The sequence below is a fragment of the Streptomyces sp. NPDC107521 genome, assembly GCF_055598485.1.
In genome coordinates, this window is sequence record NZ_JBVKAT010000033.1 from 31,787 (window position 1) to 53,884 (window position 22,098).

Consider the following 22,098-nt stretch of genomic DNA (forward strand, 5'->3'; position numbering starts at 1 on the left):
GTCGCGCGGACCACGCGGGCCGTCCGGCCCTCCCGCCGCTCAGCGGTGGTACGGCGGGACGGGTCCGCGCGGGCGCAGGAACCAGCGCTTGGCGGTGCCCTGGTTCAGCAGGACGAGCAGGGCGATGGAGCCGAACAGCGCCAGGTTCACCCCGGCCAGGCGGCCGGTCAGCCCGGCCACCGACATCACGATCTGCACACTGGCCAGCACGATGGAGGCGATCCGCACGCCGTTGCCGTGGGACGGGTAGAAGAAGGCGAGCACGCACAGCGCCCAGCCCATCAGGTTGGTGCCGAACAGCGCGCCCGCCAGCCGGGGCCCGGCGTCGTAGCCCCCGGCCAGCATGAGCATCAGCACCAGGCCGCTCATCGACCAGATGACGATCTGCGCGGCCCGCACGGTCCCGGGCATGGTGTACGGCCCGTACGGGGGATACGGCGCCGGCGGGTACATGCCGCCGTACGGCGGCTGGTGACCGGTGGCCGGCCCACTCCCGTAAGGGGACCCGTAGGGGGCGGTGTGCGGTCCCGGGGCCCCGTGGGGGGCCGGTCCGGGGGGTCCCGGCGGGGGCCCGTAGGGCGGGGGCCGGCCTTCCGGCGGCGGCTGGGGGTTCGACTGCTCGTTCGACATGATCATGACTCTAGGCGTCCCGGCGCGTCCCGTACCCCGCCGCGCACCCACCGCTCCGCTCCACCGCCCCGGTCCCGCCCGGTCCCCCACCCCGCCGGGCGCCCCCGGTCCCGCCCCCACCGCCCCGCGCCCCCGTCCTGCCCGTCCGGCCACCCCGCTCTGCCCTCAGGGTCCTGGTTCCGGGATCGGCCACCGCGTATCCAGGAGGGGTCGCCCCCTACTACGCGAGGATGGCCCCCTGTGCACGCCCAGGAGAACCGCAGGACCGCACGGGCGGAGGACGCCCGCACCACCACATCCCGCGCCCCCGGGACCGCGGCCGGGACGTCACCGCTCGGGCTCGCGGCGCTCCAGCGCGCCGTCGGCAACGCGGCCGTCGTCCGGATGCTGCGGCGCTCCGGCCACGCCGTGGACGGGCCCGGGCCGCGGGAAGCGGAGCCCGGGCCCGGGGAAGCGGACCGGGACCGCGGCCGGGCCGACGGCGGCGGCGGGGCGGAGAGCGTGCAGCGCTCCGCCGTGCACGCCGTCCTGCGCACCCCCGGCCGCCCGCTGGACGACACCACCCGCGCCGACATGGAGGCCCGGCTCGGCGCCGACTTCTCCGATGTGCGCGTCCACGACGACGGCGCGGCCCGGGCGTCCGCCGCCGAGGTCGGCGCCCGCGCCTACACCAGCGGCAACCACGTGGTCCTCGGCGACGGGGGCGGGGACCGGCACACCCTGGCCCATGAACTCACCCACGTCGTCCAGCAGCGCTCGGGCCCCGTCGCCGGGACCGTCGACGCGTCCGGCCTCAAGGTCTCCGACCCCTCCGACCGCTTCGAGCACGAGGCCGAGGCGACCGCGGCCCGGGTGATGCGGGCCGCCCCCGCGGCGGCCGGAGCGCCACGGCGGGCGGCGGACCGGGGCGCGGCCCGGACCGTGCCGGGGAGCGTCCCGGACGTGCAGCGGGCCCCGGTCCTGGAGGGTCTGGCCGGGGAGGCGACCGCGGGTGCCTTCGGCCAGCCCGCGGAGGGCGCGGAACCCGCGTCCGTGGGCACCGTCGCCATCGTCCCCGCCAAGCTCGGCCCGACGCTGGACCTCGTGGCCGTCGCGGAGAAGTACGCGACCGGCTTCACCGGCGGAACCGTCCTCGCGGACCGCTTCGCCCTGGTCATCGGCGTGAACGTCCGGGTGTGGAACCAGGGGGAGACCCAGGCCGCGCAGGCGTTGCTGAACCAGAAGGTCACCGACTTCCGCCAGGCGTGGGGCGACGACCGGTTCCGGGTGGCGGTCATCGGGTTCACCTGGGCCGACGACGCCGCCGAGGCCCGGGAGACGAACCAGCGGACCATCCCCTACGGCCAGATCAGGACCCGCATCCTGCGCGCGCCCCAGACCAACGACATGATCGCGGGGCTGCGGGAGGCCGGGAACGAACACGTCTACCTGCACACCGGCGACTCCGACACCGACTCCTTCGCGACCGAGGCGGGCCCGTTGTTCACCGCCGCCACCGAGCACCTGGGTGCCCTCGATGAGAAGCCGGACGTGTTCAGCGGCGGCTACACCTCCCCCGCGAACCGCAGGACCGCCCCCGACGACATCCTGGTCTGGCACGCGAGCCGGGTCGACCTGGCCGTCCGGGACGCCATGGCCCGGGTGAACCCGGCCTCGGTCTACTATCCCGAGCCCAGCACCTTCGTGAAGGTGCAGGACTGGGAGGACAACCTGGAGCAGGGCGTCGGCTTCGGGCGGGGGAACCAGGAGGGGCAGCAGTTGGTGGAGTCGCTGACCGCGAGGCGGAGCGGCGTCACGGCGGCCTTCGACTCCCGGTTCGCGATCTCCACCGACATGGGCCGGGTCGGGGAGAACGTCGGGTCCCACCCCGCCGGGTCCCGCGTCACCAAGGACACGGTCAAGCAGCTGTTCACCCTCACCCAGACCCACGCCAGGCCCCAGGAGTGGCGGGACCGGGTCTCGGCGGCGAACGGGCTCACGAGCACGAGCGCCGCCGCCATGGAGGCGCTCACGCAGGAGGTCTTCGGCCACCTCACCCCCGAGGACCTGTCCATGCTGCCCGATCCGCTTCCCGGCACCCCCCTGGGCGCCAAGGGGATCGCCCGCCTGGCGAAGCAGGAACCGGTCAGGAGCGCGGGGCTCGGCCCGGAGGTCATCGAGATCGCCAAGGCGAGCCGGGACGCCCTGATCCGCGCCGTCGCCAGGGCCGTCCGCGAACTGGGGTGACGCGACGCCCGGCCGTACTCGGGGCCCGGCCCGCACACGCCCGGCACCGGGGTACGGGCGCGTGCGGGCGGCGCGAGCGGCACGGGAACCGGGGCGGGGGCCCCGCGAGGGACCGGACCAGGGCGGCAGGAGGAGCGAGGCCGGAGCGGCGCGAGGACCGGGACCGGACCACCCGGGAGACCCGGACCATGACGGCGCGAGGACCAGGGCCGGCACCGCCCGCGAGACCCGTACCGGAGCGGCGTGGGAGACCCGGCCCGGGGCCACGCGGGAGACCGGGGCCGGGGCCACGCGGGAGACCGGGGCCGGGGCCACGCGGGAGACCGGGGCCGGGGCCACGCGGGAGACCGGGGCCGGGGCCGCCGGAGTCCGGTTCGGTTAGCGTCGGGGGCATGTCCCGTGACACCCCGCACCGGCCCTCCTTCGCCGGGGCCCTGGCCGCCGGGCCGCTCGTGCTCGACGGCGGCCTCTCCAACCAGCTGGAGTCGGCCGGGCACGACCTGAGCGACGGACTCTGGTCCGCGCGACTGCTCGCGGAGGACCCGGAGGCGGTCGTCGCCGCGCACCTCGCCTACTTCCGGGCGGGCGCCGACGTGGCGATCACCGCCACCTACCAGGCCACCTTCGAGGGCTTCGCCCGCCGGGGCACGGGCCGCGAGGAGGCCGCCCGGCTGCTCGCGCTCGGCCTGGACCTCGCCCGCGAGGCGGCCCGGCGGGCCGGGGCCGACCGCCCGCTGTGGGTCGCCGCGTCCGCGGGTCCCTACGGCGCGATGCTCGCGGACGGCTCCGAGTACCGGGGCCGCTACGGGCTCACCCCGGCGGAGCTGGAACGCTTTCACCGCCCCCGGCTGGAGGCGCTGGCCGCCGCAGGCCCCGACGTGCTGGCCCTGGAGACCGTCCCGGACACCGACGAGGCCGTCGCCCTGCTGCGCGCGGTGTGCGGGCTCGGCGTCCCCGCCTGGCTCTCGTACACCGTCGCGGGTGACCGCACCCGCGCCGGGCAGCCGCTCGACGAGGCGTACGCCCTGGCCGCCGACGCCGACGAGATCATCGCCGTCGGCGTCAACTGCTGCGCCCCCGAGGACGCGGAGGGCGCCGTGGCCACCGCCTCCCGGGTCACCGGCAAGCCCGTCGTCGCCTACCCCAACAGCGGGGAGACCTGGGACGCGGCGGCCGGCGCCTGGACCGGGCGGTCCTCCTTCACCCCGGAGCGGGTGCGCGCCTGGCGGGCGGCCGGCGCCCGGCTCCTGGGCGGCTGCTGCCGGGTGGGCCCGGAAACCGTCCGCCGGATCGCGGACGAGAACGCCCGTCGGGCCTTGCCCCATGCCTGACTTGACGGCTCGTCACATGTCAGCGGGTCCACGACGGGGGCTCCGCGTGGACCGCGCGGCAGACGGAGGGAGCGTGACCGCCGGTGCCGGGCGCGCGGCGCGGGGAGGCGGACGGGAACCGTCCGCCTCCGGACCCCGCGCATGACTGGTCCAGACCTTGACAGGTCCAGACCAATAAGGATTGAGTGACGGCACGTCATGTGGGCCCGCCGAGGTGCTCGGCGCGCCGCGCCGAAGGAGTGAGCAGCGCTGAAACGCATCAAGAGGTTCCTGACCGTACTGGGCGCCGTCGTCGCCACGGCCGCCTTCCTCCCCGCCGGGGTCTCCACCGCCGCCCCCGCCGCGGCGGCCGGGGACCCGCCCGCCTGCGCGGCGCCGTGGAGCGCCACCACCGCCTACCCGTCCGGAGGCACCGTCTCCCACCACGGGCGCAACTGGAGCGCCAAGTGGTGGACGCAGAACGAGAATCCGGGCGCCACCGGCGTCTGGGCCGACCGGGGCGCCTGCGCCGGAGGGATGTCGGACTTCGTCATCAGCGAGGCGCAGTTCGACGCCATCTTCCCGGAGCGCAACCCCTTCTACACGTACCAGGGGCTGATCGACGCGCTCCACGCCTACCCGCGCTTCGCCAACACGGGCACGCCCCAGACCCGGGCGCGGGAGGCCGCCGCCTTCCTGACGCACGCGGACTTCGAGTCGGTCGGGCTGCGGTACGTCAAGGAGATCAACGAGGACAACTACTGGCGCAAGTGCGACTACAGCCAGCCCTACGGCTGCCCGGCGGGACAGAAGGCGTACTACGGCCGCGGCCCGATCATGTTCAGCTGGAACTTCAACTACAAGGCCGCCGGTGACGCGCTCGGCCTGGATCTGCTGAACGACCCCTGGATGGTGGAGCGCGACCCGTCGGTGGCCTGGCAGACCGCCCTCTGGTACTGGAACACCCAGAACGGCCCCGGCACGATGACCTCGCACGAGGCGATGGTCGGCGGCGCGGGCTTCGGCCAGACCATCCGCTCCCTCAACGGAGCACTGGAGTGCGACGGCGGCAACCCGGAGTCGGTGGCGTCGAGGGTCGCCCGGTACGAGCGGATCACCGCGATCGTCGGCACGGCGCCGGGGTCCGGGCTCACCTGCTGACGCGGGTCGCGCCCGAATCCCGGCCCGGTCCCGGTTCCTTGGAGCCGGGACCGGGCCGACCCCCGGCCCCGGCCCCGGCCCCGGTCCCGGTCCCGGCAGCAGGAGCGCCGTCGGCTCCCGCACCACCTCCGCCGGCCCTCGACGACCCGTCACGGGATCAACGATCGGACCCCGTCCGCACCACCTCGCAGGCGCCGTCCGCGGCGGACGGGGCCGCGAGCGGGGGCACGGTCGCGGGAGCGGCGAGCGTGGGCACGGCGTCGGGGGCCGCCCGCGCCTCCACCAGCGCGAACTCGCACCACACGATCTTTCCGGGGCGCCGCTCCGCCACCCCCCAGGCGTCCGACACCAGCGACACCAGGAACAGGCCCCGGCCGCCCTCCACCGGCTCCCGCAGGTTGATCACCGGCATCGCCGGTACGCCGTCGCCGCTGTCGTGCACCTCCACGCGGAGCACGCCGTCGCCCAGCAGCAGCCGCAGCAGCAGGCCCCGGCCGGGCGGCACTCCGTGCAGCAGGGCGTTGGTGACGAGTTCGCTGACGCAGAGCAGCGCCTCGTCGACACGTTCGCGCACGTCCCAGTCCGTCAGCGCCGCACGGGCGAACCTCCGGGCGGCGGGCACGGACCGCCGACTGCGGAGGTAGAAGTGTTCACGGAGGGACGGGGGTTGATTCTCGCAGTTCACGAGACCAGAGTCACGCTCTGTGCCCATCATGGAACAGAGCGCACGTCCGTACAGGGGCGCTGTACGGCTGCGGGAAAGTGAACGCAGGCACGTCGACGGGGAGTTCGATCTCATGGCAACCGCGGCGCGGAGGAACGCCTCCGCGATGAAGATGGTGGGCGCGCTGCTCGCCCTGTACCGGCAGAACGCCGGACTCACCCAGAAGGCGCTCGGGGAGCGCTTCGTCGTCGGCGAGCAGCAGATCGCCTCCATCGAACAGGGCCGCCGCCCCCTCAAGTCCGACCTGGCGGAGCAGTTGGACGAGCTGCTGGACACGAAGGGGGCGCTGTCCACTGCCCTCAGCAGGATGCCGGAGATCGACCTCATCCCGCTCTGGGCGGAGGAGTACCTCGACTGCGAGCGCGAGGCCATCGCCATCTCGTCCTACGAGAACCAAGTGCTGCCGGGACTGCTCCAGACAGCGGAATACGCACGAGCCGTGTTTCACAGCCGCGTGCCCCGGCTCAGTGAGGAAGAGGCAGAACTGCATGTGGCGGCCCGCAGAGAGCGCCAGGCCATCTTCCATCGCCCCGAGCCACCGATCACCTGCTTCATCGTCTGGGAGGCAGTGCTGCACGACCGCCTCGGAGGCAGCACGGTCTACAGGGAGCAGATCAAGCATCTGCTGGAGTACTCGGAGCTGCCCGGCCTCACCATCCAGGTTCTTCCCCTGGGCCGCACCGCTCACGCGGCACTGGACGGTCCCTTCGTCCTTCTGGAGACACCCGACTACCAGCGCTTGGCCTACACGGAGACACAGCGGGGCAGTCAGTTGATCGCCAATCCCGATGAGGTGGCGATCCTCACCCAGAGGTGTGGGATGCTGCGATCACAGGCCCTCAACCCCGAAGATACGAGGAACCTGTTGGGACGTTTGCTAGGAGACCAATGAGCAGCACCGCACTTCGGTGGTTCAAGTCGAGCTACAGCGGCAGCGACGGCGGCAACTGCCTGGAGGTCGCCTACGACTGGCGCAAGTCCACGTACAGCGGCAGCGACGGCGGCGACTGCGTAGAGGTAGCCGCCCACCCCTCCGCCGTGCACATCCGCGACTCCAAGAACCCCGACACCGCCCCCCACATCACCGTCGCCCCCCACGCCTGGACCACCTTCCTCACCCACCACTGAACCACCCGCACAACGGCACCAAGGGGGCTCCGAAGAGCCCCCTTTCGCGTCACCGGCGCCGCCGTCCTCAGTGATGCCGGTGGCGATGACCACGGCCTGCGAGACGATCTGGTGGTTCAAGGGGCTATGCAGAGATCGCTGCTACACCGCTCGACGGGACACCGTCCCGGAAGGCGGCACCACCACGTGGATCGGTGGTGCCGCCTTCTGCCGCCCGTCGGCACTGCGGCCGTTGCGGCACTTGTTGCCCGACCTGCGGTCAACGCCGACGATCCGGCACGCCGCGGTGTTGCTGTATCCCTGCTGCACGAGCCGGGAGCATGCCTCCCGCTCCCGTGACGGCTTCCTGGGACCTTGCGGAGTCCGGTCTCCTCGGATCTCGACGTCCATCGCACCCCTTGAGCTGGGGTGTTGCGACAACCACTAGAACCCAAGTTCAGTGTGGGGGGTCGTCCGGCTTCTGGGACACGGCGGGCGTCCCTTCGGCAGTTCGCGCTTGATTCATGTGGCGGTGATGCCCCGATAGCCGGTCCACGCCTCGCATGCGGCGACCATGGACTTCAGCCAGTCCTCATCCGGCTTCCGCTCGGCAAACGCGCCGTACATCCGCAGGTTGGCGGCGGCGAAGGCGTTGATTTCCCCCGCAGCCGCCCTGTGCCACGCGGGCAACTGGGCCGCCCACTTCTCTGCGCTCGCCGGGGTGTGACCGGCCGCGATGAGCTGGAGAACCAGAAGCGCAGGATCGATGAACCCGGCCCCCTTGGTCGGCCACGCCCAATCCACGGCCCAGGCGCGCCATCCCTGTACGAGCAGGTTGTGCGGGTTGATGTCCGTGTAGAGAAGCGAGTCACCCCGGAACAGCTCGGCTTCCGAACCGTCCGCGGCGAACCGGTCCCACCGGCTCTCCGTCCAGTCTCGGGCGAACGCCGGAAGGGGCACGCGACCAATCTGCGCGAGGGTGTCGACCACCAGGGGAAGATCCGGCGAGTCGGGCGCGAAGTCGGCCGACCGGCCGTCGACCACTTCGTAGCCCAGGACCAACCAGTCTTCGGCGTCCACATCCCACAACAGGGGCGGTGCGATGTGGACAAGGGCGGCATCGATCATCCGCTCCCTGACGAGGGAGTCCCGCCGACCGCCGGGCCGATTGCGGACAGCCTTGATGAAGAAAGGGCCGTTCTCGCACTCGACGATGGCGGTCAGATCTGAGCTGTTGCCGTGTTCGGTCCGACGGATCGCGATCACCGGGCCCGTGTGCTCCCGGATGAGAGGTCGGATTGCGGATTCGGGGCGGTTGGTGTCCATGTGCCTTTCAGTTCCTCGGGGAGCACGAACTACCGGGGAAGCCCGGCGAGCACTCGCTTTCGTCGCCGCCACCGCTGTCGTTGTCCGGGCCGCAGGGACTGTCGGGGCCGCAACTGTACGAGATGCTGAGATCCCGCCCCTGTCGGATGGTCGCGTTGGCCTGTGCCATCTCCGGGCCGCCGAGGATAGCGCCGAGCGGCGCATCCTGAACGTTCCCCACGCCCATCCAGGTCGAGAACACGCACGGCGACACCTTGCCATCCGGAGCGACGGACGCCCGCCCGTCCCCGCACCGCCCGCAGAGACCGTCCGTGCACTGCTCCTGTCCGTTCGCCGCGCGTCCGAAGGGCCTGACGTGGTCGACGTGAATGGTACGGACACCCAGGGCCCGAAGCTCCCGCCGGGTCTCGTCGCCGGTGTCAGAGGGGCCGGAGACGATCACGGAGACGCGGATCGGGATCTTGTTCGTCACCGCCTTCACGATGTTCGCGCGGGTGCGGGCGTGACTGTTCCGCCCGGTGACTGCGTTGTGCGCGTCCTCCGAGCCGTAGTACGACGTGGCCAGGCTGACGCCCTTCCGCCGAAGCAGCTTCCACCAGTCCTCGCTCAGGTGAACCATGTTGCTGTACACCTCGACGTCCAGGCCGAGCTTCAGCGCGTGCTCGATCAGGGACGGCGCGTCGGGGTGCATGGTGACCTCGCCCCCGGTGAACTGGACCTGGGGAATGCCGGCCGCTGCGGTCTCGTTGAGGACCCGCGTCCAGTCCTCGGCGGTCATGGTGCCGTGCGTCCCGTCCGACCCGGAATGGTTGTGGCAGTGGCGGCACTTGAGCTGACACATCCGGGTGAGGTCCAGCCAGACCAGGCCGCACGTGCCCGTGTTCTTGGTGACTGGCGCCTCTGCAATGGCGGTCATTCGCTTACCTCTCGTTCGTCTTTTCCGATTTCGAGGTGATGCGTGTTGCAGGGCTCGCCCTGGTGGCGCTCGGGCCGTCCTGGACCTTGTCCTCCAGGGCGAGCACGTATCGAAGGACGGCTCTCACTGTGGGCCAGTCCCGTTCTTCGCCGCATAGACCCTCAGCAGTGCATCAGCGTGAGTCGCCGTCTTCCGCATGAAGGTGAAGGCGTCGTAGGCGGACGTCTCCGGGGTGGGCCGCTTGGACAGCATCAGATGCCTGTACGCCTTGCCGAACAGCTTGCTCGTCTCCTCGTCGCCCTCCCACATGTCCTCGGCCAGCAGCTCACACAGGTGGCTGACGAGTTCGTTGGTCCTGGCGTCGATGTCTGATCGGGTCGACGTGCTCAGCTCCATGAGCTGAACCAGAGTGACGGTGTCCCCGAACGTGTCGACGTCGAGCGCCAAGCTGTCGATCCCAGCTGCTTCACGTGCCTCGGTCATGCTGGCCACCACGACTCTCCCCTCGGTGCCGCCTCAGCGGGTTGGGTCCGAAGGTGAACGTAGAGGGGCTGGCGCCCAAGTCCCAAGAAGATTGCACCAGTTTGCGGTGGGAAGATTGACGGCATAGAACCTCTACTCGACGCTTGGAGGGCCGCGCAATCCAGCGCAAGGCAGCGGACAGGAGAGCAGCCATGAAGCTACGGTTCCTTGGTAAGAACTCCCAAGGGGGAGAGTGCCCGACTCTCTACGCCACGGATCGGGACACGTACCTCGTCCAGGGCTGGAAGATCCTCGCGAATGACCTGCTGATGCAGCTCACCATCCGCGAGGGCGAGACGGCCGTGGAGGTGCCCACCGAGCTGTTCGAACACCTGACGAAAGACGGGCTTCCCTCCAAAGAGTTCAAGCGCCTTGAGGACCCCCTTATGGTCCTCACTCCTGGAGGTACGTACGTTGTGCAGGGCCAGGAGGTGACCGACACCGAGGCACTGGCACAGATGGAAATCCCGGACTACGAGACCGTGGTCGAGGTCCCCAGGGCCGCGATCACCGCGCTACTGGAGGAACCGCGTGGAGCTGATCTCCAGCGCCGAGCGCAACCAGCTGTTTGACAGCTGTGAGCACGGCGCCTTCCATCTGGAGCTGAGGGACGACTACTCAGTCCCGGTAGAGGACGGCCCCTACGCGAGCTGGCTTCGAGGCGAGCCCCTGGACCACTCGTACATGGAGCCGTGGACGCAGCTCGTAAGGCGCGTCACCGGCGCAGGCAAGTCCATGCGTCGGGTGCGAGTCGTCACCGAACCGCACACTCCGTACATCCAGTGGGAGTACGTCACAGCACACGTCAACGAGGAGGCCGGCGAGTCCGTCAGGTGGTATCCACGGCACCGGTTGCCCGAGGGGTTGGCCTTCCCCGTAGGCGGAAATGACTGGTGGCTGTTCGATGACTCGATCATCGCCGTGGGGCACTTCAACGACTCAGGACGGTTCATCGGGAACGAGCTGATCGACACCCCTGCCGTCGTCGCCGAATGCGTCCGTGTGCGGGATCTGCTCTGGGCCTCCGCCGTTCCCCACTCCGAGTACAAGCCTTGATCCTTCCGTGAACAACCAAGCACAAGAGACGCGAGAGGCGTTGGGAGCCCGGCTGCGTGGATTCCGCAAGGACGCGGGATTCAGCAGCGGCCGGGCCTTCGCCGCTGCGACCGGTTGGCAGGAATCCAAGGTCTCTCGCATCGAGAACGGCAAGCAGAACGCTTCCGAGGCCGACATCCGTGTCTGGTGCCAGAAGACTGGGCACGAAGCCGAAGTCCACGACCTCATCGCGACGGTCCGCCACATTGACGAGCTGTGGTTGGAGTGGCGGCGACTGCTCCAGACCGGGGCCGAAGGACGCCAGAAGCAGTCCCTACCGCTCTACAGGAAGACCAAGGTCTTCCGCATCTGGGAACCGAACGTCGTCTGGGGCACGCTCCAGACCGCCGAGTACGCCAAGGCCATCTTCGATGAGGTGTCACGCCTGTACGACACCCCAGGGGACATGGAAGCCGCCGTGGCGAAGCGGCTCGAACGACAGCAGTACCTGTACCAGGGCGATCGGATCTTCAACGTCCTCCTTGGCGAGCAGGCCCTCTACTCGAACCACGGTGGCTCCGGGGTGATGAGAGCCCAGCTCGACCGGCTATTGGCCGTTCTGGCGCTCCCGCGGCTCAGCCTGGGCATCGTCCCGCGTTCTGCGCTGCTCAACACGTGGATCGGGCACGGCTTCGTGGTGTTTGACGACAAGCGCGTCATGGTGGAGACGTTCTCCGCAGAAATGGTCGTGACTCAGCCGCGGGAGATCGACATCTACATGAGGGTGTTCGAGTCTCACAGGCGGGCTGCGGTGTACGGGCAGACCGCCAGGGACCTGATACTGGCCGCAATCCAGCACTTTGCCCGCATGGCGACCGGCTAGGGGACGATCAACTTGACAATCGAACCCAACTGGCGCACCAGCACCTACACCAAGTCCGACAGTTGCGTCGAGGTGGCCGACAACGATTCACAGAGGGTGATGGTGAGGGACACCAAACGCCATGAAGGGGCTCGCCTGAGTCTCAATCCGGCCGCCTGGAGCCGGTTCATCGAGGCGACGAGGCAGGCGTCTCAGTAGCACTACGTCATCACTTGTGGGATCCGGCCCCCAGGGCCGGGAGGGGCCGAGCCACCTCAGCTACCGCTTGCCGATGCCCAGAAGCATGCGCTGTCGTGGACACAGGCCCTCAACGCCGAGGATTCGAGGGACCTGCTGGACCATCTCCTGGGAGGCATGAGCGGCACCAACCTCCAGTGGTTCAAGTCCAGCCACAGCGGCAGCGAAGGCGGCGCGTGCGTAGAGGTAGCCGCCCATCCCTCCGCCGTGCACATCCGCGACTCCAAGAACCCCGACACCGCCCCCCACATCACCGTCGCCCCCCACGCCTGGACCGCCTTCCTCACCCACCACTGAACCACCCGCACAACGGCACCAAGGGGGCTCCGAAGAGCCCCCTTTCGCGATCCCGCCGCGAGGCGGTCCCGGACCGTGCCCGTTACCCGGGGTTCCTCAGGAACACCGAGGCACCCGGCGCGGTGTGGGAGGTGTCCACTCCCGCGTCACCGCTGGAGTAGTCCTCCGTCTCGTTGCCGTTCCAGTCGTCGAGCGGGGCGCCGTTGCGCGTGAGGTGCCGGAAGCGGCCCGGATCCTGCGCGGCGGAGCCGAACTGGTGGACCGGCTGGGTGCCGCTCCCCGACCTGCTGTACGGCAGGTACTCCACGTAGGGCCCGCCGGGGACGAGCTGCTTGGTGAGGACGTTGTCGTGGAAGACGTTCTGCGGCCCGGAGGAACCGGCCCACTTCGACGCCTTCTCCCCGGCAGCCCACCAGATCGGGTACCAGGTGCCGGCCTCGATCTCGCCGCCCTCACCGCCGCAACGGGCCGTGCAGTTGCCCGAGTAGTGCTCGTACGGCACCCGCACGGTGTTCTTCTCGAACAGGTTGCGGCGTTCCCAGCCTCCGTGCAGGTTCAGGTCCGAGTCGAAGTCGTTGGCGTAGACGACGTTGCCCGAGGAGGACCACTGGAGGGTGAAGTGGCGCAGGTTGCGGGTGGTGTTGTAGGCGTAGAGGGAGTCCCAGACGCGGCTGCCGCGGAAGTAGCCGTTGCCGCCCTTGCCCTTGTTCCAGGCGCCGTCCAGGTGGTTCTGCTCGAACTGGAGGTTCTTGGCGACCTCGGTGACGATGGGGTGCGAGCCCGTCATCTCGGCGCGCACACCGCGGGCCCAGGAGTCCGCGGCCCACTTGAAGACGAGGCCGTTCATCGCGGACTCGGGTGCCATGTTCCCGTAGTTGTTCTTCGCCTGCGCGCGGTCCAGGCCCGGCATCTCCTGGGTGAAGGCGAAGTTCTCGAAGCCGACGCCCACCACCATCCGCAGCGGGGTCACCTTGCTGGTGTAGACGCTGCCGCCGATCGGCGCGGAGCCGTCGGAGGTGGAGTCGACGGGGAGGTCGAACTCCAGGGGCTTGTCGATGGTGACCGTGCGGTTGCCGGCGTCCACCGCGCTGATGCGGAAGACCTGCTGGCGCATGTGCAGGTTCTCGTAGCGCGTCTCGTCCGTGGCCTCCTGGAGCGCGTAGAAGGCGCGGCTGTTCGCGGCGCCCACCCAGAGGTGGCCGCCGACCGGGAACCGTGCCATGTCGGCCTTGGCGTCCAGGTGGATGACCCGGCCGCCCTCCCTGGCGGCGTGGGCCGGGTCACCGGCCGCTCCGCGCACCTTCACGCCCGACGCCCAGTGCTGGTTGACCGAACCCTCGTAGAGGTCCTTGCGGTTGGCCGGGGCGGCGGCCCACTCGTCGGCGTAGCGCGGGGCGACCTCGCGGGTCTGGACGCGGAACAGCCCGCGGCCCGGCCAGATCCATCCCCCCTTGGCGGTGTCGGCGCCGGACTCGTACGTCATCGCGTCCGGGTCCCAGCGGCTTCCGTCCCTGGTCAGCGTGTCGTAGCGGGTGTCGGCGCCGGGACGGAACACGATGCGGGTGACCTGGCCGCGGGCCGGGTCGCTGCCCTGTCCGCGGATCACCAGGTAGTCGGCGTCCACGGCGATCTGCCGGGTGACGTCGAGCCGCCCGGCGGGCAGGGTGATCAGTGACAGGCGGTCGAAGTTGGCCCCGCCGCACCGGCCGCGGATGTCGTCGATCGCGCGTTGCAGTCCGCCGGAGTCGTCCACGCCGTCGTCGGGCTCCACCCCGTACGTCGCGGCGAGTTCCTCCGGGCCGATCCGGCAGGCCTGGTCCGCCGTGTACTCCTGGTGTCCGGGCAGCGCCCGGCCGCCCCGGTAGCCGGCCCCGGTCCAGTCCGGCAGGCCGGACCGGGCGCCGAGACGGTTACCGGAGGCGAGGGAGGTGACGCAGTCGGAGGCCCCGCTGCCCGAGCACATCTGGGCGGGCCCGCTCCCCTCGGGTCGGTGGAGGATGTTGATGTTGGCCCTCAGCACGCTGAGGTACTGGGTGACGGGCCGGCCGTCGATGTCCACGGTGTAGGAGAAGCCATCACGGATGACCCTCGACATGGGGGACCAGTTGGTGATGTACGGCTCGTAGTCGGCCGCGTACCAGCCCACGCCCTCCACCAGCGCCGTGTGGAACGCGCCCCTGATGTTGTTGAACCGCGATCCCTCCGCCAACGGCATGATCAGGTTGACGAGGTGGGTGCCCAGGGCGTTCATGCTCGCGGCGGTGGGCGTGGCGTAGGCGAGCTGCTGGACGGCGGTGTGCAGGTCGTGCCCGGCGATGGTCCGCTGCCAGACGTTCTGGCCGCCCATCGCGGCGTACCGGCTCTCGTAGTGCAGATTGTGCGCCTGGACCTGGTCGTGGACCGCGCCGAAGAACCCCGCGGGCAGGACGGCCGGGTCGAACTCGTCGAAGTGGAAGAACCGGTAGGTACCGAGCCCGAACTGGTAGAAGCCCATCACGTACATGCTGCCGAGGTCGATGACCAGGCTGACCGACGGCATGTTGGCGCTGCTGCGCAGCCGGTCGAGGCTGACCAGGGCGTAGCCGTCACGGGTGAACGGGGCCGGGCGGGCGAGGTCGTAGGGCATGGCCCGCGCCGGGGCCGACCGGGAGGTCGTCGCGTTCGCCGCCCACTGCCCGTTCGGGGCCGGGTGCTCCGCGCCCCGGGCCGCCTCCTCGATCTCCCGCACGAGATGCAGGTAGACGTCGGCCACGTCGTCCTCCTCGTCCTGCGCCCCGGCGGGCGTGCCGAGGACCGTGACGGTGGCCAGGAGGGCGAGGAGGATCGCGAGGAGGCGGCGGGCTGCGGCGCCGCGCGGGCGCCGGCCGCGCGCCCCGGCCCGCGGGGTCACCACGGCACCACGTAGTCGATCGTCGCGGCCGGGGCCCCGCTCGACTCGTTGGCACCGTCGGCCCAGTAGGCGACGGTGTAGGTCCTGCCGGACTGGAGCCCGTCGTCCCCGGCGGGGATCGCGGCTGCGCCGTACGCCATGCAGCGCGCGTGCTCGTTCGGGCAGACCCAGTCCCAGTCCCTGCGGTGCTGGGTGTCGAGCTGCCCCTGCTCGTAGATGCCGACCCAGTCGCCCCGCTGGCCCGGATTCCGGCCGGCGGGTGCCAGGTAGGTCACCACCAGGCCGGTGTCCTTGGCGTGCAGGATGCCCTTCTCGATGATGTGCGCCGTGGTCCAGGTCGCGTCGATGATGTCGAAGCCGTCGCTCGGGTGGGAACCCGCCGCGAGGCCGCGCCGGACCGACGCGGTGCCCGCGCCCTCCGCCGCCTGCGGCAGCAGGAGCTGGGTGCCGGTGACGGCCAGCGCGGAGCAGAGGACGGTGGCCGCGGCGTGCAGCAATCCGCGTCGTCGTCTCTCGCGACGCGTGGGGGAACTCATGGGGGAGGAACCTCTTCCGGAGGAATCGGACGGGGCTGGGGGACGGCGCTCAAAGCCGCCCGGGGCGCGGGTCACCAGGGCACGACGTAGTCGACGGTGACGGCTGGGGTCCCGCTCGACTCGCTCGCGTCGTCGAGCCAGTAGGCGACGGTGTACTTCTTGCCCGACTCCAGGCCGTCGTTGCCCGCGGGCACGATGGCGGAGCCGAACGACATGCAGCGGGCGTGCTCGTTCGGGCAGACCCAGTCCCAGTCCTTGCGGTGGGCCTTGTCGATCCGCCCGTGTTCGTAGATGCCGATCCAGTCGCCCTGCTTGCCGGGGTTGCGTGCGGCCGGGCCGACGTAGGAGACGACCAGGCCCGTGTCCGCCTCCGGGATGTTCAGGCCCTTCTGGTAGATGTGCGCGGTGGTCCAGACGGGCTCGTAGAGCATGAACGCCCCTTCCCACTCCCCCACACCGGCCGGACCGGCCTCCTCCACCCGCGGTGTCTCCCGCCCCTGGGCGGCGGACACCAGGAGCTGGGCCCCCAGCACCGCCCCGGCCGAGCAGACGACCGCCAGTGCCATCGAGGCGACCCGCCTCCGACGGCCCCCCTCACGCCTGGAGAAGCGCATGACGCGACCCCCCGTCCATGACGTACCTGCCTTCCGCTGTCCTCGGTGAACGAACGGACCGCGATCGGCCGGCCGGGAAGGGTTCCGACGGCACGCGGCCGTCCGCTTCCCGGCCCGCGGTCCGGGCGGTCCTCCGGCAAGTCCACCAACACGGCGCGGCCCGAACCAGGCGGAATCACCGGCAGGTTCGGGCTTCCGGGATACTTCTGCCGGTGGTGCCGGCCGCGGCACAGCAGAGAAGGGGCCGGTCCGTGAGCAGCGAAGCACCTGTGTCACACGCGTTCGGCGAACTCCTGCGGGGGCTGCGGCTGCGCGCCGGGTTCAGTCAGGAACGGCTCGCCCACACCGCGGAGGTGAGCGTGCGCGCGCTGGCCGACATGGAACGGGGCCGTACCCGGGGACCGCACCGGCGCACCGTCGAACTGCTCGCCCGGGGGCTGGCGTTGGGTGCCGAGGAGGCCCGGGCGCTGGAGGCCGCCGCCGCCCGGGGCCGGGCCCGCGACCGCCCGGCCGCCGCCCCCGGGAACCCCACCTCCCCGCCCGTGCCGCTCCCGCTGCAACTGCCGCGCGACACGCGAGACTTCACCGCACGGGAACGGGCGCTGGCCGCCGTGCTCGGCCTGGCCGGGGAAGCGGACACCGCGCACCCGCACGTGGTCGTCGTCTCCGGCCAACCCGGCCTCGGCAAGACGGCGTTCGGCATCCACGCCGCCCACGCCCTCGCCCCGCTCTTCCCCGGCGGACAGCTCTTCCTCGACCTGCGGGGCATGGACGCGGCACCGGCCGGGCCGCGGGAGGCGCTGGCCACCCTCCTGCGGGCGCTGGGCGTCGACGCCCATGCCGTCCCCCACGGCACGCAGGAGCGCTCCGGCCTGCTCCGCTCCGTCCTCGCGGACCGCCGTCTGCTGTTGGTGCTGGACAACGCCGCCGACGAGGACCAACTGCGCCCCCTGCTGCCCGGGACCGGCGCCGCGCTCACCCTCGTCACCAGCCGGAGCGCCCTCACCGGCCTGGAGGCGGTGCACCGGATCGACCTCCCCCTGCTGCGCCGCGAGGAGTCCGTGGAACTGCTGACCCGGATCATCGGCCCCGAGCGGGTCGGCCGGGAGGCCCAGGCGGCGCGCGATCTGGCCGACCTGTGCGGGCACCTTCCGCTGGCCGTCCGGATCGCCGGGCAGCGGCTGGCCGGCCGGCCCCGGGAGCGCCTGGACCGGCTCGTCGGCCAACTGGCCCGCGAGGAACGCCGACTGGACCTGCTCCGGGCCGGGGACCTCCAGGTGAGGGCCACCTTCGCCCTGTCCTACCGGCAGCTCGACCCCGTCTCCCGGACCCTGCTGCGCCGCTCCGCGCTGGCCGCCAGGCCGGACTTCGGCCCCCGGACCGCCGCCCTGCTGGCCGGGACGACGGTGCGCGAGGCGGAACTGCGGCTGGAGGAGCTGGCCGACCGCGGACTCCTCCAGACCGACACCTCGGCCGAGCGCTACCGGTTCCACGACCTCCTGGGGCTGTTCGCCGCCGAACTGGTGGCCGAGGAGGACGGGCCCGGGGCCGCCGGGGCCGCCCTGGACCGGGCCGCGCGCTGGACGCTGGCCCGCGCGACGGCGGCCGGGCTCCGCTTCGACGCCCTGCGGCACGGGAACGCGGACGGCGCCCCCGACCCCGACCCGGCCACCGCCCCCGTCGGCCTGGACGAGGCGCGGGCCTGGCTGGAGGAGGAGCGGGCGCAGTGGCTCGCCTCCCTCGGCCACGCCCAGGACGCCGGATGGCACCGGACGGTGATCGACACGGCCGAGGCGATGCACTGGTTCTCCGACCGCACACAGCACTGGGAGCAATGGGTGGAGGTGTTCCGGCGGGCCGCCGACGCGGCCCGTTCCCTGGGCGACCGCCGGGAGGAGGCCACCCACCTCAACTACCTCGCCTGGGCCCACAACCTGTGCGTCCACGACCACCGCGCCGCGCTGGAGGCCGCGCGCGCCGCCCACCGGGCCGCCCGCGAGAGCGGCGACGCGCTCCAGACGGGCTGGGCGCTGGGATACGAGGCCAGCGCGCTGCGCCACCTCGGCCGGACGGAGGAGGCCGTGGCGGGGTTCCGGCGGTCCATCGCCTGTCACAGCGGGAACACCACGCCCCAGGGCAGGCTCGCCGAACTGTCCGCCCTCAACGCCCTCGGCGGGACCCTGCGTCACCAGGGCCGGGCCGAGGAGGCCCTGGTCATCCACCGCCGCAGCACCGGGATCTGCCGCGAGGGTGTTCCCGGCCTCTCCCCCGACGTGCTCACCCTCTACCGGGCGTCCACCCTCCAGCACCTCGGCAACGACCTGGCCGCGCTCGGCCGGTGGCAGGAGGCCGAGGAGCCGCTGCGGGAGGCCCTCGCCGCGTTCGAGGCGGCCGACATGCCGGCCTGGAGCGGCCCCGTCCACCTCGAACTGGGAACGGTGCTCCGCCGCCTCGGCCGCCTCCCGGAGGCCCGTGCGGCCCTGGACGCCGCGCTCCGCCGGCTCACCGAGCACCGCAGCCCCCGGCAGGCCGACGCCGTGGCGGAACTCCGGCTGCTCGACGCACCGCTCCCCGCGGAATGAGCCCGGCGGGCACGGTGGAACGCGTCGCCGCGGCGGCGGGCAGCACGGTCATCGCTCGGCGCCTCCCGGCCGCCCCGTCCCGCCCCGTCCCGCCCCGGCCGGGGACCGGCACGGGACGGGGGCGCCGGAACACCACCGGTGCACCACTGAAAGAACACGACCTTAGGTGTGCAAATAAGACAAATGCATGAAACGCCGATTTGCGGTTATTTCTGAATATTGTCCGTGCGTGTGCATAAAGTCGGCGTGCGGCTCCGAGAACGGAAGCCGAATTCTCTCTCGGAGGACGCGATGAGACGGAAATACGGTGCCCTTCTGCGGCGCGCCGCCATGCCCGTACTGGCGGCGACGCTGCTGACGGCACCCGCCGCGATGGGGCAGACACCGGGCGGTGACGACGGCTACGGCGGGGAGTCCGGCAATTGCCCGCACACCTGTCCCGGACAGCCCGGCCCCCCGGGACCCCCCGGACCGGCCGGACCCCCCGGACCGGTGGGACCCGAGGGTCCTGCCGGCCCTGCCGGTCCTGCCGGCCCTGCCGGACCCGCGGGGGCAACGGGACCCGAAGGCCCGGCAGGACCGGCGGGGCCGGCCGGCGCGGTCCTGCCGACCGTGATCGTCCAGGAGGACTACACGATCACGGGGCAAGGCGGCTCCGGAACAGCGACCTGCCCGGCGGGATCCGTCATCACGGGTGGCGGGTGGAGGATGACCTCGACATCGGGAACCGTCACCACCGACCGGTACCAGTCCTACCCGGTCAACGGGACCGCGTGGCGGGTGACCTACAGCAAGGGCCCCTTCAACGCCTCCTTCACGGTCTACGCCGTGTGCCTCCCCCTGGCTCCGTAACCGCGCCGGAAGGAATGCGGGAGGCCGTCGCGACACCGCCGATCACACGGCCGCCCCGAGAAACCCGACGAAACGCCGGGCCGGGCTCTCCCGGTCCGGCGTTTCGCGTGCACGGCCGCCGGCTTCGGCGGCGGCGAGGCGCTCGCGGCCGCGACACGGCCACGGTGACGCAGGCCGCGCCCCGGGGCGGGACGGGACCCGGGTCCGCGCCGCCGCTCCCGCCCTCTCCCGTGCCGCCGTCCCGCCCCGGTCCGGCAAGTGGCGCCGCATTCGGGCCCGTTGGGCCGGATTGCACCCGTGGGCATATGACGGCACGCCACAATGTGTGCATGTCCCATGACTGGCAGCAACGCATCCGAACGCTCCACGCCGAGTTGGTGCGCCGCGACGACCCCACCGACTGGGTGCGCGAGGCCGACGCGGTGGAGGCCTCCGTGCGCTACCCCGGATTCTCCCTGCGCGGGCCCGTGTTCGGGGTCGCGGCGCAGGACCCGGCGGCCGGTCCCGAGTGGCGGCTGCTCAAACCGGTGGTCGACGGGACCCCGCAGATGGCCCGGGACGGGCTCCACTCCCACCTCTGGTTCATGGCGAAGGACGACACCGACGACCGGGCGGTGCGGCGCGAACTGCTCTCCGTCGTCTCGGTGATGGAGCGCGAACCGGTCGACGAGGTGGAGGCCCTGGGCATCCGCTACCGGGTGGTGCGCGGCGACGAGTTCGCGCGCAGCGGCGAGCGGGGGCTGGAGCCGCCCCGGCCCACCGACCCGGAGCCCCTGGACCCGTCCTGGGAACCGCGCACCCCGTCCAGCCCCTCCCCCGACCCCGGCTTCGTGCTCGACCCCGACCGGGCGGCCGGCGTCGTGGCCTACGCGACCCAGGCGGGGCTGCGGGAGTTCACGTACAGGGGGAACCGGTTCCCGTCGGCCATGCGCGCCGACTCCGAGCGGGCCGCCGCCACCCACCCGGAGATCGTGCTGCTGCCGACGACCTTCGGCTCGGTCGAGCGCGGGCCGGGCGGCGTCTGGCGGCCCGCCGGGGGCCTGCACACCTCCCCGCACGACGCCCGGCGCGCCCTGTACGCCGGCATGTCCGAGATCTGGGCCATGCTCTACGAGTACGGCGAGGCCAGGAAGGCGGTGTACGGCCGGGCCGCAGAGGAGTACCGGGCGCGGGGCCGGGCCGACGAGGCGCGGGTGCAGGACCGGGTGTTCCGCGTCTGCCGGGTCGAGCGGCTGATGCGGGTCGGGCCGGACGGCCCGGAGCCGCCGCGTCCCTCGGACATCGACGACTACGGGCCGATGAAGATGCACCCGACGATGGACGAGGACGGCGTCGTCCACCACGAGGCCGAGCCGGATCCGAGAGCCGGGAGCGGCGCCGCGGGCGAGGGCCGCTGAGGCGCCCCGGGGGCCTCGTCAGCCGCCCGCGTCCACGTGGTTGTCGGGGGCGCCGTCGCCCACGGGCGGCAGGTCGCCCCGCTCCACGGGCACGGTGGCCTCCGGCCGGGGCGGCGGCAGCCGGTCCGCCGCCTCGGCTGCGTCCGGGCGGTGCGCGCCGCGGGCGGCGGCCCGCAGGACCTCCCGGGGAACGGCGCTCCGCTCGGCGGTGACGCGGATGCGGTGGTCGCCCTCGGTCCGCACGTACTCGTGGCGCTCACCGGCGGTGCGGTAGTGCAGGCCGGCGCCCTCGCGCTCGCAGGAGGCCGCGGTGCCGGGGGCGCCGGAGAAGTCACCCGGGAGCTGCCCGGCGCAGTCGGCGTCGGTGAACGGGAGCCGTTCGACGGTGAGCAGGATCGTGGCGCCCGACCGGGAATCGGCGTAGGTGGCCGAGAACCCGTCGTCCCCGATCACCCCGACGGACTGCCGGACCAGGGTGAAGCCGGGCACCGCGGTGGTGTACACCAGATCGGGCGCCACCCCCAGGGCCTCGGCGCGCTCGGCCACTCCGGCGGCCGGGGCGCCGTTCCCGTCGGACCGGGCGGCCCCGTGACCGGCGGACGCGTCATGGGCGGCGGTGCCGTCGGCGGACGCGTCACCGGCAGCGGTGCCGTCGGCGGACGTGTCGTTGGCGGACGTGTCACCGGCGGCCGGGCTCACGACCGCCCCCACCGGGACGTCCCCCTTCCCGGTGCCGCAGGCGGCCATCAGCAGGGGTGCGAGCAGAAGCAGCGGCAGTGCCCGCGAGCGGCGGGCCGTACGACCGTGAGTCATATCGCCATCCTGCCGCACGGCCCGGCGGCGGGATGCCCTT

General features: G+C 72.1%; 22 protein-coding genes and 1 pseudogene. 13 read left to right on the forward strand and 10 right to left on the reverse strand.

Going from position 1 to position 22,098, the window contains the following annotated elements; translation table 11 throughout:
* Positions 1 to 39 precede the first annotated feature (39 nt).
* Entirely contained in the window at positions 40 to 411 is a 372-nt protein-coding gene (locus ACZ7LB_RS30930) for a hypothetical protein (protein ID WP_471472854.1), read from the reverse strand.
* A 459-nt stretch (positions 412 to 870) separates the two neighbouring features.
* Here ACZ7LB_RS30930 and ACZ7LB_RS30935 point away from each other — a divergent pair, with 459 nt between their 5' ends.
* The 3 genes from ACZ7LB_RS30935 (at position 871) to ACZ7LB_RS30945 (ending at position 5,327) form a co-directional block, all read left to right on the forward strand.
* The gene (locus ACZ7LB_RS30935) at positions 871 to 2,856 is read left to right on the forward strand and encodes an eCIS core domain-containing protein (RefSeq protein ID WP_471472856.1); all 1,986 of its coding nucleotides are present in this window, start codon (positions 871 to 873) and stop codon (positions 2,854 to 2,856) included.
* 392 nt (positions 2,857 to 3,248) lie between these two features.
* Positions 3,249 to 4,187 (forward strand): homocysteine S-methyltransferase, encoded by a 939-nt coding sequence (gene mmuM, locus ACZ7LB_RS30940; RefSeq protein WP_471472858.1) that lies wholly within the window; start codon positions 3,249 to 3,251, stop codon positions 4,185 to 4,187.
* A gap of 270 nt (positions 4,188 to 4,457) precedes the next feature.
* Positions 4,458 to 5,327 (forward strand): glycoside hydrolase family 19 protein, encoded by an 870-nt coding sequence (locus ACZ7LB_RS30945; protein ID WP_471472903.1) that lies wholly within the window; start codon positions 4,458 to 4,460, stop codon positions 5,325 to 5,327.
* A gap of 157 nt (positions 5,328 to 5,484) precedes the next feature.
* Here the strand turns inward: ACZ7LB_RS30945 and ACZ7LB_RS30950 are convergent, their stop codons facing one another.
* The gene (locus ACZ7LB_RS30950) at positions 5,485 to 5,901 is read right to left on the reverse strand and encodes an ATP-binding protein (RefSeq protein ID WP_471472860.1); all 417 of its coding nucleotides are present in this window, start codon (positions 5,899 to 5,901) and stop codon (positions 5,485 to 5,487) included.
* 223 nt (positions 5,902 to 6,124) lie between these two features.
* Here ACZ7LB_RS30950 and ACZ7LB_RS30955 point away from each other — a divergent pair, with 223 nt between their 5' ends.
* Positions 6,125 to 6,943: a helix-turn-helix domain-containing protein gene (locus ACZ7LB_RS30955; RefSeq protein WP_471472905.1), complete on the forward strand. Its 819-nt coding sequence runs from the start codon at positions 6,125 to 6,127 to the stop codon at positions 6,941 to 6,943.
* On the forward strand, positions 6,940 to 7,179 hold the full coding sequence (locus tag ACZ7LB_RS30960) for a DUF397 domain-containing protein (protein ID WP_471472862.1): 240 nt from the start codon (positions 6,940 to 6,942) through the stop codon (positions 7,177 to 7,179). The genes ACZ7LB_RS30955 and ACZ7LB_RS30960 overlap by 4 nt, the downstream gene beginning before the upstream one ends.
* A 165-nt stretch (positions 7,180 to 7,344) precedes the next feature.
* Here the strand turns inward: ACZ7LB_RS30960 and ACZ7LB_RS30965 are convergent.
* The 4 genes and pseudogenes from ACZ7LB_RS30965 to ACZ7LB_RS30980 all read right to left on the reverse strand — a co-directional run.
* Positions 7,345 to 7,569: pseudogene (locus ACZ7LB_RS30965) on the reverse strand (IS30 family transposase); the annotation flags it as partial.
* A gap of 111 nt (positions 7,570 to 7,680) precedes the next feature.
* Positions 7,681 to 8,484 carry a hypothetical protein gene (locus ACZ7LB_RS30970; RefSeq protein WP_471472864.1) on the reverse strand — a complete coding sequence of 268 codons (804 nt, stop codon included), beginning with the start codon at positions 8,482 to 8,484 and terminating at the stop codon, positions 7,681 to 7,683.
* A 7-nt stretch (positions 8,485 to 8,491) separates the two neighbouring features.
* Positions 8,492 to 9,400 (reverse strand): radical SAM/SPASM domain-containing protein, encoded by a 909-nt coding sequence (locus ACZ7LB_RS30975; protein WP_471472866.1) that lies wholly within the window; start codon positions 9,398 to 9,400, stop codon positions 8,492 to 8,494.
* Between the two features lie 123 nt (positions 9,401 to 9,523).
* A complete protein-coding gene (locus ACZ7LB_RS30980) occupies positions 9,524 to 9,892 on the reverse strand; it encodes a hypothetical protein (RefSeq protein ID WP_471472868.1) in 369 nt (122 codons plus the stop codon).
* A 182-nt stretch (positions 9,893 to 10,074) separates the two neighbouring features.
* Between ACZ7LB_RS30980 and ACZ7LB_RS30985 the strand changes: the two genes are divergently transcribed.
* From ACZ7LB_RS30985 to ACZ7LB_RS31005, 5 genes are all read left to right on the forward strand, one after another.
* A complete protein-coding gene (locus ACZ7LB_RS30985) occupies positions 10,075 to 10,494 on the forward strand; it encodes a hypothetical protein (protein ID WP_471472870.1) in 420 nt (139 codons plus the stop codon).
* A complete protein-coding gene (locus tag ACZ7LB_RS30990; RefSeq protein WP_471472872.1) occupies positions 10,454 to 10,978 on the forward strand; it encodes a DUF6879 family protein in 525 nt (174 codons plus the stop codon). Before ACZ7LB_RS30985 ends, ACZ7LB_RS30990 begins: the two co-directional genes overlap by 41 nt.
* 7 nt (positions 10,979 to 10,985) lie before the next feature.
* A complete protein-coding gene (locus tag ACZ7LB_RS30995; protein WP_471472874.1) occupies positions 10,986 to 11,840 on the forward strand; it encodes a helix-turn-helix domain-containing protein in 855 nt (284 codons plus the stop codon).
* Between the two features lie 12 nt (positions 11,841 to 11,852).
* Positions 11,853 to 12,038, forward strand: coding sequence for a DUF397 domain-containing protein (locus ACZ7LB_RS31000; RefSeq protein ID WP_471472875.1), 186 nt, complete (start codon positions 11,853 to 11,855; stop codon positions 12,036 to 12,038).
* Positions 12,039 to 12,194: 156 nt separating this feature from the next.
* Positions 12,195 to 12,374 (forward strand): DUF397 domain-containing protein, encoded by a 180-nt coding sequence (locus ACZ7LB_RS31005; RefSeq protein ID WP_471472877.1) that lies wholly within the window; start codon positions 12,195 to 12,197, stop codon positions 12,372 to 12,374.
* Positions 12,375 to 12,456: 82 nt separating this feature from the next.
* Here the strand turns inward: ACZ7LB_RS31005 and ACZ7LB_RS31010 are convergent, their stop codons facing one another.
* The 3 genes from ACZ7LB_RS31010 to ACZ7LB_RS31020 all read right to left on the reverse strand — a co-directional run bounded on the left by ACZ7LB_RS31010 (position 12,457) and on the right by ACZ7LB_RS31020 (position 16,366).
* Entirely contained in the window at positions 12,457 to 15,267 is a 2,811-nt protein-coding gene (locus tag ACZ7LB_RS31010; RefSeq protein ID WP_471472879.1) for a ribosome-inactivating family protein, read from the reverse strand.
* Entirely contained in the window at positions 15,261 to 15,800 is a 540-nt protein-coding gene (locus ACZ7LB_RS31015) for a hypothetical protein (protein WP_471472881.1), read from the reverse strand. Before ACZ7LB_RS31015 ends, ACZ7LB_RS31010 begins: the two co-directional genes overlap by 7 nt.
* 71 nt (positions 15,801 to 15,871) lie before the next feature.
* Positions 15,872 to 16,366, reverse strand: coding sequence for a hypothetical protein (locus ACZ7LB_RS31020; protein WP_471472883.1), 495 nt, complete (start codon positions 16,364 to 16,366; stop codon positions 15,872 to 15,874).
* Between the two features lie 299 nt (positions 16,367 to 16,665).
* Here ACZ7LB_RS31020 and ACZ7LB_RS31025 point away from each other — a divergent pair, with 299 nt between their 5' ends.
* From ACZ7LB_RS31025 to ACZ7LB_RS31035, 3 genes are all read left to right on the forward strand, one after another.
* The gene (locus tag ACZ7LB_RS31025; RefSeq protein ID WP_471472885.1) at positions 16,666 to 18,996 is read left to right on the forward strand and encodes an ATP-binding protein; all 2,331 of its coding nucleotides are present in this window, start codon (positions 16,666 to 16,668) and stop codon (positions 18,994 to 18,996) included.
* Positions 18,997 to 19,704: 708 nt separating this feature from the next.
* Entirely contained in the window at positions 19,705 to 19,848 is a 144-nt protein-coding gene (locus tag ACZ7LB_RS31030; RefSeq protein WP_471472887.1) for a hypothetical protein, read from the forward strand.
* A gap of 329 nt (positions 19,849 to 20,177) precedes the next feature.
* On the forward strand, positions 20,178 to 21,245 hold the full coding sequence (locus ACZ7LB_RS31035; protein ID WP_471472889.1) for a DUF5954 family protein: 1,068 nt from the start codon (positions 20,178 to 20,180) through the stop codon (positions 21,243 to 21,245).
* A gap of 18 nt (positions 21,246 to 21,263) precedes the next feature.
* Here the strand turns inward: ACZ7LB_RS31035 and ACZ7LB_RS31040 are convergent, their stop codons facing one another.
* Complete coding sequence (locus ACZ7LB_RS31040) at positions 21,264 to 22,058, reverse strand: hypothetical protein (RefSeq protein ID WP_471472891.1); 795 nt, start codon at positions 22,056 to 22,058, stop codon at positions 21,264 to 21,266.
* Between the last annotated feature and the right edge of the window lie 40 nt (positions 22,059 to 22,098).